Here is a 13,464-nt window from a genome sequence, read left to right on the forward strand (position 1 = left end):
TGGAGCAGATATACTACAGAATTGTTAAAGGTCGCGGATGCTTTGAGGCTGACAAGATAATATTTTTAATCTCTAATTCCATTTGATTTGCGTTCTCTCATATCGCTTTTAGTCTAAACTCCAGTTTCTACCTAGAGACTGATTTATTATTTGTATGAATACTCAGTTATAAATTGCCATTATTAACAGCATTTACAGTAAAATTTATACTCAGTGAAATTATTTAAATATTGGTGATTATTTCTGAATTACTCATAATAAATGTCTGTTCTCATTATGTGTGTAACAACTGTGGTGATTAATGTATTAACAGATTGAGATTTTTTGAATAATAAGAAAATCTTAGAAATAAAAAATGCGCCATTTGAATCGATGGATGACGCACTTTTATTAAAAATTAATTGATGATTAAGCGTGGTGAAGGATAATATTTATTGCATCTTGAGTGCTAATTTTATATTGTGTAGCAAGTTTATTCATATTGGCTTCACCATTTGCATGAGCTTTGATAATTGCGCGAATAATGTTTGGTGAAATATTAATCTCACAATTTGTAACGACTGGTTCAGGTAAAGTTTGAGAAATAAATAATTCTTTTCTTCTTAAGAAATGTATTTGACAATAATGCTCTTTTCTGGGTATCCATAGACAATTTCCAGGGGCAAAGTTACTCTCTTGGTCAATGCGTGATATAACTGTTCCTTCAGGTGCTGATCCCATATCTTTTAGAAACTGGGTAAAGTTATCGCGCCAGGATGCATCAACTTCAATTCCGCACCCGCCATTATATTTGTACTGATGGTGGTTCTTGTTATAGCAGATGCGCTTGATGTGTAACCAGGAGTTATACTCGTGGCTTTTGCATTTACCGTGGATAGTTTTATCGGTTTTGAGGGTTTCGCGCTGCAAGCATCCGCAGCTTTGCGTAAGCCCTCTTTTTAAGCTATTTTTACTGACATACTTTTGGGTTCCACAACTGCACCGGGTAAGGAGTAGTAGTTCACCCCTTTTACCCTTAACTTCTACATCAGATATAACTGTTAGTCTCTCGAAATTTGCCCCAACTTGGATGGATTCTTTTCTTTTCTTACAACCGCAGTTAGTTGACTGCCCATTAGTGAGAGTGTGACTGTAGACAAGTTTTTGGGTTCCGCAATCACACTGACATAATACTTGCCTTCCTTGTTTGTCTAATATAGTCCAGCTACCGAATTTTTCACCTATATTAATTACTCGCTTTGTAGTCTCCATAAATCATTTTGGTGCTATTACTACTAAGTTATATATTTAAAACAAGCTGTTTTTCTTGCTCTAGTTCCTTCTTTATCCAAGCAAGTTGCTGTCCAATGGCTAGGTGCTGCATTGGTACTTTTGTCTCGTATCCGTTTGCTTGTAGAATTGGTGTTACCTCCTGTCTGTAAAGCTTACCCGTCAAGAATACAAACTCTATTTCCGGGGACGCAACTTGTATGAGACTTTTTGCTACTTGTTGTGCCCATAGTATGCGTTCCTGATGAGATAAGGAATAGGGGGATTTATCGTAGGGCTTGATGATTGTTTCTGGGTTAATGACTTGATGTAATGGCGACAGAATATACCATCTTGACTCTTGTTCTTCTACGTAGCGACGGCACGCTTGAAAGTGCTGGGAATAATATAAGTCTTTGGCGGCAGCAGGGTAGGTAAGCTGCTTGCCACATCCAGCAACCAGATAGATTTTTTCCTTGGGAGTGAACTTTCTGTAGGTGCCGATCGCCAGATTGAGGTTGTGGGCGATTCTTCCCATACTGAACTACCCCATGCCTAAAGACATGAGGTTCCAACTTGCGTAGCAAGTTTCGTTTGCCCTCACTGGCTCCGACTCCTCACGCGCTATTGGATTACTAGACATCAACTCTGACCCATTATTGATAGGTGACTTTGAACTAGTCGCAGTTCTCGCTGATTGATTTGACCCGCTCCGCCAACCGTCTAGCAAGGATTGTTCCATCCCTAACCAACCATTTCTAGCTGATGGGATTGACAGAGTTTCTGTTTTTGGATCAACGTACCTACTCAAATAAGCAGAGAAAATATCTCGTTGCATACGTAATCCACATTCTGAGCAATCATGGACACGTTGAGATAATGATTTTTTCTGCCTATTACTACACAAACAAGTTTGAGACAGTGCAGTTTTTCGAGTAGAGAACTTTAGAACTGTACCGCCAGCACTTTCAGCCTTGCGTACTAGTTCTGATTGAAAACTTGATGGTGCTTTAAAACCTATTGACTTACCGTAAATTTGCTGCCAAGCCTTAACATTAACTTTCTCAGTTTTAACTGTTTTACCTAAAGCTAATGTTTGATTTACTAATTGACCGTGCAAAGACTTACGGTGTCCTGCTTGTTTGCGGTCAATTTCACGTTTTTTGTTAGCAGTCTTTTTATATCGTTTTGATGTATGCCAGCGTTTTACACCTTTTTTTACAGTGCCATTGGGATTAAAATTATCAGGATTGTTGGCGCGTCTTTGTCTGTCCATCTTTCGCTGTAATCTTCTAATTCTCTTTTGCTTAGAAGTTAATTCTTCAGCGAATGGTTGCCAAATAGTTTGATTATCTCCAACTATTGCAACAGTTGAAACACCTAAATCAATACCAACAATACCATCACCAATAACATTTTTTGGCTTTTGATAAGCTAATCCTTCACAAACTAACTGAGCGTACCAGTAAGTTTTTTGGTTGATAATACGACGCACTAAGCGAACATATTTAATCCTAGAATTTAAACCATGTAATAATACAGGGTCATTACTATCAATAATTCCCGAAAGTTTTAACCCTAACCATTCAACACTAGAACCAGTCCAGCGAATACCTTGCTTGTTAGTTTTACCTTCTAAAGACGCAAACTGTCCTTTTTGTTTAAATCTAGCTTTATTAGCCTTTACATAAATTAATCTTTCTAAAGTTTTAAACGCTCTGGTTGCTATTTTTTGAATAGTTTGAGCGTCAAGATTTGATTTAATCCAAACACTAGCTATAGCTGTTGCATTGGCAAAAGATTGTAAATCATAATCGCTAAATCTATAAGCTTCACGCGCTTTTTGAAAAGCTGTAGCACGTTCTTTTTTGTTAGTTTTTGGAACTAGTTTAGCTTGATTATATAGTTCAGAATTACGAACTAATTCTAATCTAGTTAAACCTTCAGACAATACAGCGTTATACAACTGTCTTCCTGCTTCTAATCTGGCAGCAAGTACAGCCATGTCTTTAGAGGTTGTTCTTAATGGAATTTCAGTTATAAAACTAGGTGTTTTTGCTGCCAAAATTTATCACCTTCCAATACTTATTTATTAGTTCTTTGTATTTTATCATTATAGATGCAATGTTGTTTATTCGTGCAAATACCACGTTATTTCTTGTCCAAAATACAGGCGAAAAGTACTGGTTAATGCTATTGCTTCGAGACTTAAAGAATTAATAGCACAAATAGCACTTGATATTAATGTAGAAATTCTAGAAATGGAGATAATGCCAGACCATGTGCATTTATTGATTGAGGTAGACCCACAGTTTGGAGTGCATCGAGCGGTTAAGAGATTTAAAGGTGCTAGCTCAAGGTATGTAAGATTGGAATTTCCAGAATTAAAAAGCCGATTACCTTCTTTGTGGACTAACTCATACTTTCGCCAACGATTAGAGACTTTTACAGCAAGAGTGCTAATATCACTTGCTGCAATTTCTTCTGCTTCAGTTTCAAAAGCATCATCAAAGTGAATCTTGGCGTGATACTCCATACCATCGAAGTAAATATTGAAGCTAGGATTAAGTTGAAAGTCTTGAATCATATTTTTATCCTTACTGAGGAAGATATAAACACTTGTTTTGTTCTGCTAGCCTATTTGTGTGATAATTATCAAGAATCATTTTCTTAAATTCTTCTCTTGTTGCTTGCAAGTCGCGGAATATTTTGTCAGTAGGATAGAAGAATACCGACTGTTGGCGGCTGTAAAACCAGACCAGTTGATTGATACTATAGGCATTATTGCTATCAAGCAGGACGTAACTAATTTGTTGGTAAAAATTCTCTAGAGAGAAGGGACGCTTTTTGGCAGTTGTTCGTACATCGATGAGAGTATTTCCAGCAATTATCTGGCAATCAGCACCTCCAAGGTATTCACTTAAAGGGTATGAAGCATTGCAGGTAATATTCCCACTCACTTGATTAGCTACTGTTTGCCAGGTACGGGGTACAACACCCATAATTTGAGATGTATCTTGGATACTAGGAAGCCATTTTCTGAAGTATTCTGGTTCCATCTGAAGGGATTTTTCTCCTTGTAGAAAAGGTTGAATAATCTCATGAATATTACGGCTACGAGCATAATTTTCTAATGCACCCAAGAGCATACACTTTAGAGCTTCTTCTTCAAGTGAATTTGAATTTTTAATGGAATAATCGAAGGTATATTCTATTTTGAGGGCTTTTGCTCCAACCTGAGCAAGACAATTAGTAAACCATGTTTGGTCTTCATAGATGTTTCCTAAATACTTGGCAAGTGCTTTGGCGATGGCTACGCCCGCCGAAGGCATCGCACTTCCTACTAAGGGGAAATCTACCCCATCAACTGGTCTGATAATTTCTTGATTTTCTAATAGCTGGTTATGGTTAGCGATCATCTTGATGACTGTCTTATTGAGTCTAGAGTCAAACCATCTCCTGATAGGTGAGTTTCTATTTTTTAGTTCAGATGTTAAGCTCACTTTTTGGTTTTTTGTTTGAGATACTACATTAAGTATCTGCGTGAGCTTTACGTAGTAATTTTTGTTTTAATCGCGTTACTGATTTAAGTAAAGATACTAATCATTCAAAATCAGTTAAAAGCTTATAAAGTAAGCTTTTTAAATTTTGTAACTCGTACAAATTGGGATAACTTATCAACCAAAGTTTTTATATTGTCAAAGTGACTTTGCAAACTTGGTATTAGACAACTTGGTGATAGCTAGTTTACAACTCAACCTCTCCAGACTTGGTTTTAGGTGCAGCCACAACAGTTTGCCGTTGAGGAGAAGGTATGTGTTCAGTTGGAGTATATTGCTGCCGAATTTCTTCCCCTCGCCATTGTTGTAAGTCGCTCATAATGTCTTTGAGGGGAACAAAATCGACGACTGTTTCTCCTTTCTTTTCAGCTTCATTTGTCTTATGGTTTAAAATCTTGAAGTACATCTCCCTCTGGTCGGCAATTGGTAACTTGCCGTCATTCTCATTTATCCGTTGAAGAATCTCTTCATTACCCTGGTTCATTGCCTTTCCCCAGTCAGGACCACCATCCTTGACCATGTTCGCCCATTCCTCAGCGATATATGGGTGAACTTTCACAGGCATATCACCAGCTGCTTGTATTACTCGTTCTTTGGGTGCAGCTGCGGGTGTAGATTGTTCATTACCAAAGATTTGTTCCAAGTTGAGCTTGCTGGCGTTTTGGGCAATAAACTTGACTTGGTTGATGTCGTAGTCAGAAATATTCATCTTACTGACTTCTTTAGTAATCCCAGCTTCGGTTTTATTCAAGTCAAACCGGACAAGTTCCTGAGTACCTTTCTCTTGAGTAGTTTTAAATAATTGCAGGCTGGCTCGATTATTTTCGGGTTCACGAGTACGCTTGATGGTAAATTCACCTACTGTAAGTTCTTCCTTATCAGCCTGGATGAGGACGTTATTGAGGGTATGCAACATCTCGTTTTGTTTAAATACTTCGAGGGTTTTAATCGTGCCAGCAGGTGCAAGACTTCCCAAGCTATTTGCTACATCACGGATATCGGCATTGTTGAGGTCAGGGAGCTTGCCATTGTCGCCCAAGTACTCTGCCACTATCAGAAACTCCTGACGTTCAATAGGTAACATCTCAGTAGGTTTTTTCGTGATTTTGGGTTCCTCTTTTTTGTTGAGTTTAAAATCCATTAAGGAGTTTTCCCACCCAAAGAGTTCATCACTGCGGCGGTGAATGCTAACAGTGTCTCCCTCTTGGCGAATCACAAATGTATCGCTACGGTAAATACGCGACCCATCTTGTTCAAGAGTGCCGTATTTTTTCAACATTGTCATCGCGGTTTCAGCAATGTCTTTATTTTCCCCGTTGTAGCGTTCCTCCCGCGCTTGTTTATTATTAATTTGATAGATAGGTACTTCAACCTGACGCGCCCACTGTTGCGCTGCTGGCTCTACACATTGGGAGTTAGCTACTTCTTGATAGATAAATTCAGGTGCATATTTGTTTCGATTATTAGTTTCTAGCTCCTCTGGCTCTTGTGCAAAAAACTGATTGCGAGTTGCATTTTCGTTTACCTCTCCTTCAGTTTTATCTTGAGGTTGGTAGTTACTAACAACTATCTCTCTGATTTGAATAATTTCTTTGGACTGTGCTATTTCTTCTTGAAGATTATTGACCACATCATCTTCAAAACTCTCATCTGCTTCTATTTCAACAGATGAGTTTATTTCTTGAGTTATAGGCGAACTGTTTTCGCTGTTTTCATCTTGTAGTAACTTATTTATAGTCAGATGACTATCATCTAACAGTGGATTTACTTCTATAGCAGTTAAATTTTCATTATCAAATAATAAATCTTTTGTATCTTCAGAATTTTCAAGAATTTCAGCAGATGGAGATAGTAGCTTAATCAGTGGTTCACTCGCTACATCTATTATTTCATCTGGGGTAAGTATTTCAGTGACGAGATTAGTTGTACATTTACCTTCGCTATTTTGTTCGTAGACAACGATTTGTTTTTCTGAACCATCTGACTCCAGATAAGCTGTAATTTTCAGAGCGATCTCACCTGTTTGCTGATAATCACTATTTAAATTGGGTACATCTTCTACTAATCTGGCAGCAATTCTTTGTGCTTGATAGTCTGTAAAAGGTTCAGTTTCTATTGTGTATTGACCTTCTATTAATAGATCGGGCATTAACACAATATTAGTTTCTTGATTACTTTTAATACTTTGGTTGGTTAAATCTACCTTCTCCCATTTATGTGCACCAGGGGTAGATTCATCAGGTACAAGATTGTAGATATCTTTTCCAATCTCAACTGCGATTTTACTTGCTTCTTGAGCTTCTTTGAGTTTTTCGAGAATTACTTTAGTTATCTTAGTCAGTGCATTGATGAGGGTTTTACTTAATTCCCGACTTGTTTTAATTGCAGTATCGGCTGTATTTAAATATGATTCATTAATTTGAGTGTGTCTGGGGTCAAACATATATTAATTGTGGTGTAAATAATCTATCAACTCAAACAGTCTGATTGTGCTTTACAAAAACCTGTTGATTATCAAACTTAAAGTTTTTAGAAAAAGTTCTTGTACGCATCAACAGGTAACGGTGCATTGCCTGCTTGTACGGGTGCTTGTGGGATAGGAAACTTCCGATCTACTTCCTTGACTCGCAAATCTAAATCTTCCTGTGTGGGTTTTTTATGGGTAATTTTCCTAGCAAGCTCTTTAATGACTTTATCCCACTTAGTATCGTTTTCTTGTTCGAGTCCGATAATATATTTCGGGATTTTGATATTTTTTAATATTGGTACTGAACCCTCATTTTTATTACTATAAGCTGGGTTAATAAATAGACATTTACCAGGTGGTAATTTAAGGAATTGGGCAGGCTCGAATAGCTTCCGAGTCCGTTCTTGTTCGCTGATAGATGTGCTAGCCCTACCCCCTCCAGTTGAGCGAGATTTTTGTTTATATTTAATTTCCTCTTCACCTAAATATGCAGAAAATAATCTGGCAGATTCTTCTTCACCAGGATTAAAAACAAATTTTGTGCCGCACGCGCCGAGGATGGCTTTAGAGATTTCCCTACCATAAATCTTTTCTAGCTGACCCATATTTTGCCAACCCAGGATACCGCAGAATCCTTCGGAACGAGATTCGTTAAGCCATTTAAATAAATCTGGAAGGAAGATACTTGGCAACTCGTCAAGACATACTACTAATGGGCCATCTTCCTTGCGTTTTTTGGCGATACTGCGGGAAACTACCATGTGGAGAATGCTGGTCATCAGTGGGCTGACAGCATCGCGGCGTTCGCGGTCTAACCCGAAGATAATCATCTGTTTGCGTTTTACCTCCAGGGGGAGGGTTGTTTTACCGACAAAGCATCCTAATGTACCCCTTGCCATAAATCGGGTGAACATCAATGAAGCGCTACCAGCGATACCCGCCACGGTTTTTTCGGAGCCAGCCGAACTAAATAATTGACCAAAAGCTATCTTAATCCAGGGGTTTAGTGCTGCTGCCATCAAGCGTTCGACCATCTTCTCACTGGAAAGTATTGCCGCAGCCGTCATAATATCAGCGCGATCGCCAAACTCTTTAGTTAGCATTAAAATAGCCTGCGTCAACTGGTCGCCGGCGGGGCCAAAGAATGCATCCTCAGACGCATTACCCAACAGGCGGAAGTTCTTGTTAATTACTGTAGCTAACTGCCTTGCGGTTTCAGCATCGCTACTGTCGCGTAAAAAATCGATTGGGTTACATACCTCCGATTCGGGGAATCCTGGTGCAAATACGTGTACGTCATACCCCTTTGATTTGGCATAACTGGCGATTTTGGCTTGACTAGCATACTTCAAGTCGTATAGTACTATACCAAAGCCTTGGTCAATTGCTGAGTAAATCATCGGGTTGATAGCCGAGAATGATTTACCGCTACCAGGTGCGCCAATTACAGCAGTTCCTCTTTGAACATCGGGTACATAAACTGGGACTCCCCCACTCCCCTTGGGTGGTTTTTGACCCTTGTATCTGTGTACGCCAATATATAAGCTGGTACTATCGCATTTAGGGGAGGCGATTTGCTTGAGGGCTTTTTTCTTAGCTTGGGCGGTTTCCTTTGCTCCACCCCAATAGCTAGTAGCAAGCTTGCCTTTTTTACCATTACTAAAAAGCTGTAAAAGTAACATTAAGCCAATTCCCCCTGCAAGTAGCAAACCTTGGGGTGACATTAGCTTGTCTGTATATTTACTAAAGTCAGTATTGCTATTTTTATTGTTAGCTTTTACTTCTCTAACAGTCTTAGTTTTAGCGGTTGCAAACAGATAATTATTCATATTAATCTGTGCTAATTTTGCATGAGTAAATCGAAGAAATATGCGATGAAGTGAAGTTGCATATTTCTCCATTAGTTGTGTGGAATGTCTTCTCTAAATCAAAAGTTAAAAGCAAGAGGATAAATTCTTCTCTTTTGCCTTTTTATAGCCGTAGTCACATAGGTTAGGACATTTTGAAAGCGTGAATGCTAGGAACAGTAAGAGTTTTACCTCCTGCCTCATGCTATACTTGTTATTTATTTGGTACGGTGAGGGGTGTACCAAGGATAATTGGGTCTATCTCGCGGTAGTTGAAGAAGGGAACTGGGCCAATGAAGTAGGGCGAGCAGCCCAAATCAACCCATCCCCGCTTGCAGATACGGAAGAACATCGCGGTGGTGATACTGCCGTCAGCTTCGTTAATGTCCCAGATGACTTGTTTAAATGATTTCCCAAAGGGGTGACGACCTGTGGGTTCTTTCCCACCGTTGAGGCTGCCCAAGATGCCGAATCCGCCTTTAACCTTTTGGTCTTTGCCGGACATCCACTGTGCGCCAGTCACAATATCGCTACCCGAAACTTCGATGTGACCGCACTTTTTCTCGCACGGGACATTAAACCCAGCTTGATAGCTACCGCTTATTGACTTCCAGCGTCCGCTTTCAAGCGAACCGAGAGGTAAGTCTACTTTGGCGATAAAGCTAACATCGGGGATGGGAACACTAGGGAACTTATCAAACGGTACATCAGGCAATCCCGGAACCTTACTAATTGTTGTGTTTTGCCAGTTAGTAAAGTCCTTTAGCTGTGCATCCTGAATACCAGGGATGCTGGTTAGTTTATATTTATCGAGTTTGACATACTTGCCAAGTTCCACTTCTCCCAGTTCGGGATAATTGTCTAGCACTTCACCAACAGTTTGGTAGCTTGCGGTGCTGCCTGTTACTTTGGTCACTAGTTCTTGAATTGGTGGGATGGCTCCAACTTCTGAATCTTCAAGCTTGGGAATTGCTTCGGCGAGGTCTTCGAGTGTTTGCCACTTTAGTGTCTCAAAATCTGACAGTTTAAGATTTTTGAGGTTAATTCCCGTGATGGTGGCGATATCTTCAAGCGTGAAATCTTCAATATTGAACTCAGTTGCTTCAAAATCACCCAGTTCCATGACTTCGGAAAGGCTTTGTCCTGCGCTCCAGGCGCGTGTCTCCTTCATACCAGGGTTTTTGATATTAGGGAATTCGACGCTGCCAGCACCGCCAAATTTCATATTTTTGAACGTGATACTGCTCCAGTCAGGAGTAGGTGCGCCGTTGACGTATTTAGTTGCGACGGGCTGTGGCTGTTTGGTTTGTTTTGTCTTATCTATCGAAGTGTTCAAATTTGAATACTTCGATGGAACTGTTAGAGCTACTGCTTTCTCACCGAATAGGAGACTGCCGATATTGTAGCTACCTCCAAACCGGATTAACCCGTGTAGGGCAAGTCCTGCAATAAGTCCTGCTACCATCAGGTAGCGTAAATTATTAAATTTTTCCATCCGATACTCAAGCGCTCGGTTGGTTTTGTTGTGAGTAGTTTCCTGACTTGCAGCTCTCACTGGTACAATCGCAGTTACCTCGGTTGTGATATCTAAAATTTGGTTGTTGGAGGTCAAATTTTCGTTATACATCAGTGGTTATTTAAAAATTATTGATTCAAGAGAAAGTTTGTTTTACCTGTATTTGGTGTTATGGGAGTGTTATTGCGCTGTGGCGGTATTTCTAAGAAGCGCTTTCCACCTAGCAGCATGAGTTTTTCAACCAACTGCATTGATACTCCGGTGGTGCTGGCGGCGACAACAAGTTCCTCTCCTTGCGATCGCAACTCCACAAGTTGATTGAGGCGCTTCCAAAGCTTGCTATCTGTCGTAACCCACTGGTTTTTTAGGACAACTTGCATCCCTTTGGCGATATGTCTGCTATCAGATAATGCAGGGTAACTGACCTTTGGTTTTACTTCTTCAGGCTTGCTGGGAGTATCACCAATAATTTCAATTTGGCTGTACTCTGGTGTGCCACTGCCCGCTACAATCCGGAAGTGATAGCTTTTCCTTGTTGACCCAGATTCGGTAATTACCGTCATGTGCGCCCCGTAAGCAGCTTGTGGTAAACCGGGAATTTTTACTGTCTCGATGCGGCGAATATGAATTAATCCTGCACCCGTACTGTTGTTAGAACACTTACCCAAGCCTTCCAAGCATCCGTCTACGTCAAAAACAAACCTAGATGGGTCATCCAGCCAGATTTTCTTGATGATTTCTCTCGTGTTGTAGAACGATATTGATACCCCATGTCCTGGCCAGACCTTAACTGTCTGTAATTGGGCATTTTCCCCTGACACCTGGGACGCTGCAACTTGACGGATAGTATTTGCTAGTACAAGTTGGTTTGGTGCAAACACGGAGGCGATGGTGAGGCATCCGCTAAAGGCGATCGCGCAGGGGATAATTAAACTAAAGTCACCTATATCTCTTAGTTTCACAGCTTGATTGACCTATCAACTTTGATTGTGATTTTGGTATCTTTAGGTACATACCAGACATTGGAACGGCGGTTGATTTCGTCAGTAGCACGTTCTGTCCGCTTGCTGACTGTTTCGCTAAGTTTGCCAAAAGCACCTTCAATAAAGGCAGCTCCCAGGTTGCGGTTGTTATTGCGGCTGCGGGTTCTTGTCCCACCCAAAGGCAAATCTTCTGTGATTTCTTCATCCGACTGGTTGATAATTTCCCCTACCTTGGCAATACCAGCTATTGTCCCCAAGGTGGCATCGTATTTGGCAATTTCAGATCCCTTGTCGTCGTAGGGTCTGGCGACAAGGGGGGAACCTAACTCTCCCAGGACTGATATCGTTCCAGGTGATAGAGGGTATTCGGTGCCGTCTTTGAGAATGGCCGTGACTTCGGCACGCACGCCTGATGTGCTATCAACCGAAATCATAGCGATAGTTACCTGCGTTCCTGCGGGAATGGCTATTTCCCCAGTATTGCTGTAAAGCGGCTCGTTCAATCGGGCGACAAACCGTAACGTATTTGTTTGCTCCTGGGAACGACCGTTATTGCTGATTTGGGGCATAACGAGCGGAGTAACCAGGGTTGCACTTGCAAACGAACCGACAACTAGATACTGCGGTTGTGTTTGTTGGAGTATCTGTGCTTCTTCTGACAGGTAGCTATTTGCAACTTGTTCGACTTGCTGAGGGGGATTGTTTTCTTTATTACCAATAAAACTAGATTCTAAGGTTTGTTCTTTGCTACTGGCAAGTTCTGAGCTAGTTTGTGGTTCTTTTACCGAGAAGCTATAAATAACTGGCACGGCTTGATTGTTCTCTTCGCCACCAGTGTTGGTATACTCTGGAGTACTGTCGTTTGTGATTACAGGTTGCCAACGCGGGCGCAGTTCTTCAATTTGATTAGAAGTATTGGCAACTGTTTCGGTATTCTCGCTGCGGCGGCTACGGCGACGAGAGCGATTGGTATTTTGTTCTGCTGGGCGTAATGTTTCTTCAGTTTTAGCTGTAACTTCTTGTACTATTGGGTTTGTAGGTTCACTTACAGTGGTACTGGCTAGCATATATTCAACCCGACCAACCGAACCCAGACTACGTAGGCGTTCGAGTTCAGCTATTGGGTCTTTAGCAACACTCTGGTTGCTGGCAACTATTTGTTTGGCAAGTTTTGGCAAAGGAGCGCTAGGACGCAGAGGTGGTATTGGCTGTGATGGCTGTGAGGCGACTACTCTACGTGTTGGTCTAACAGGTTCGGATGCTTCTTCCCGGTATACACGTCTTCTAGAAGGAGGGGAAGTTTGTTGAGCGACTACCCTTCGCTGTGGAATAGGGCGTGTTTTCTGTGTTTTCTCTTTGTTTTTGGATTGTTCTTCTTCAGTAGCTTCCTTTTTCTCTAGTTTGTCTTCCGTATTGCCTTTACCATTTAGTGCATCAAGTTCTTCCTGTTGTTTAGCAAGGGCAAGCTTGGCATAAACATCCCCTTCTTTTTTCTCAGATGCGGCAACCGTGGGAGTAGGAGTAGGAGTTACTTCTGGTTTTTTGGCATTTTTACTACCCCCATTCATCATGCCATTGAGGACAACAAATATAACTAGAAACCCAGCGCCAAATGCACCACCAATAATTCCTAATCTTGACCAGGGAGATGTAACAAAGTCGTGTTTAGTTTGTATTAATGCGGGGTCTTCTACTTCAATATCATCTTCTTCGACTACCTCATATTGTGAACCTTCAATTTCGTCTTCTACAGTTTTTCTATTTTTACTCTCGATTGGTAAGAGACTATCTACAGAAGATAGCTCATGCTTATTTGAAACCTCATCTTGTAGCTGTAACATAG

The 13,464-nt window shown here is 40.7% G+C and carries 10 protein-coding genes; 1 reads left to right on the top strand and 9 read right to left on the bottom strand.

Features of this window, described 5'->3' with window-relative positions; genetic code table 11:
* Positions 1-408: 408 nt before the first annotated feature.
* The 3 genes from LC653_RS34625 to LC653_RS34635 are packed head-to-tail and all read right to left on the bottom strand — an operon-like array spanning position 409 to position 3,313.
* Positions 409-1,251 (bottom strand): hypothetical protein, encoded by an 843-nt coding sequence (locus LC653_RS34625; RefSeq protein WP_229499379.1) that lies wholly within the window; start codon positions 1,249-1,251, stop codon positions 409-411.
* Positions 1,252-1,279: 28 nt separating this feature from the next.
* Positions 1,280-1,786: a DUF6884 domain-containing protein gene (locus LC653_RS34630; protein ID WP_229499381.1), complete on the bottom strand. Its 507-nt coding sequence runs from the start codon at positions 1,784-1,786 to the stop codon at positions 1,280-1,282.
* Positions 1,787-1,792: 6 nt separating this feature from the next.
* Positions 1,793-3,313 carry an RNA-guided endonuclease TnpB family protein gene (locus LC653_RS34635; protein ID WP_229499383.1) on the bottom strand — a complete coding sequence of 507 codons (1,521 nt, stop codon included), beginning with the start codon at positions 3,311-3,313 and terminating at the stop codon, positions 1,793-1,795.
* 88 nt (positions 3,314-3,401) lie between these two features.
* Here LC653_RS34635 and tnpA point away from each other — a divergent pair, with 88 nt between their 5' ends.
* Positions 3,402-3,764 carry an IS200/IS605 family transposase gene (gene tnpA, locus LC653_RS34640; RefSeq protein WP_229499422.1) on the top strand — a complete coding sequence of 121 codons (363 nt, stop codon included), beginning with the start codon at positions 3,402-3,404 and terminating at the stop codon, positions 3,762-3,764.
* A gap of 81 nt (positions 3,765-3,845) precedes the next feature.
* On the opposite strand, the gene LC653_RS34645 is transcribed toward tnpA, so the two are convergent.
* From LC653_RS34645 to LC653_RS34670, 6 genes are all read right to left on the bottom strand, one after another.
* A complete protein-coding gene (locus LC653_RS34645; protein ID WP_229499385.1) occupies positions 3,846-4,751 on the bottom strand; it encodes a hypothetical protein in 906 nt (301 codons plus the stop codon).
* Between the two features lie 244 nt (positions 4,752-4,995).
* A complete protein-coding gene (locus LC653_RS34650; protein ID WP_229499386.1) occupies positions 4,996-7,251 on the bottom strand; it encodes a hypothetical protein in 2,256 nt (751 codons plus the stop codon).
* 86 nt (positions 7,252-7,337) lie between these two features.
* Complete coding sequence (locus LC653_RS34655; RefSeq protein ID WP_229499388.1) at positions 7,338-9,104, bottom strand: type IV secretory system conjugative DNA transfer family protein; 1,767 nt, start codon at positions 9,102-9,104, stop codon at positions 7,338-7,340.
* A gap of 232 nt (positions 9,105-9,336) precedes the next feature.
* Positions 9,337-10,749, bottom strand: a complete 1,413-nt coding sequence (locus LC653_RS34660; RefSeq protein WP_229499390.1) for a hypothetical protein — start codon at positions 10,747-10,749, stop codon at positions 9,337-9,339.
* Between the two features lie 17 nt (positions 10,750-10,766).
* On the bottom strand, positions 10,767-11,600 hold the full coding sequence (locus LC653_RS34665) for a hypothetical protein (RefSeq protein WP_229499391.1): 834 nt from the start codon (positions 11,598-11,600) through the stop codon (positions 10,767-10,769).
* Positions 11,597-13,462, bottom strand: a complete 1,866-nt coding sequence (locus LC653_RS34670; RefSeq protein WP_229499393.1) for a TrbI/VirB10 family protein — start codon at positions 13,460-13,462, stop codon at positions 11,597-11,599. The genes LC653_RS34665 and LC653_RS34670 overlap by 4 nt, the downstream gene beginning before the upstream one ends.
* Between the last annotated feature and the right edge of the window lie 2 nt (positions 13,463-13,464).

The sequence above is a fragment of the Nostoc mirabile CHAB5784 genome (genome assembly GCF_020829645.1).
Lineage (GTDB): Bacteria > Cyanobacteriota > Cyanobacteriia > Cyanobacteriales > Nostocaceae > Nostoc > Nostoc mirabile.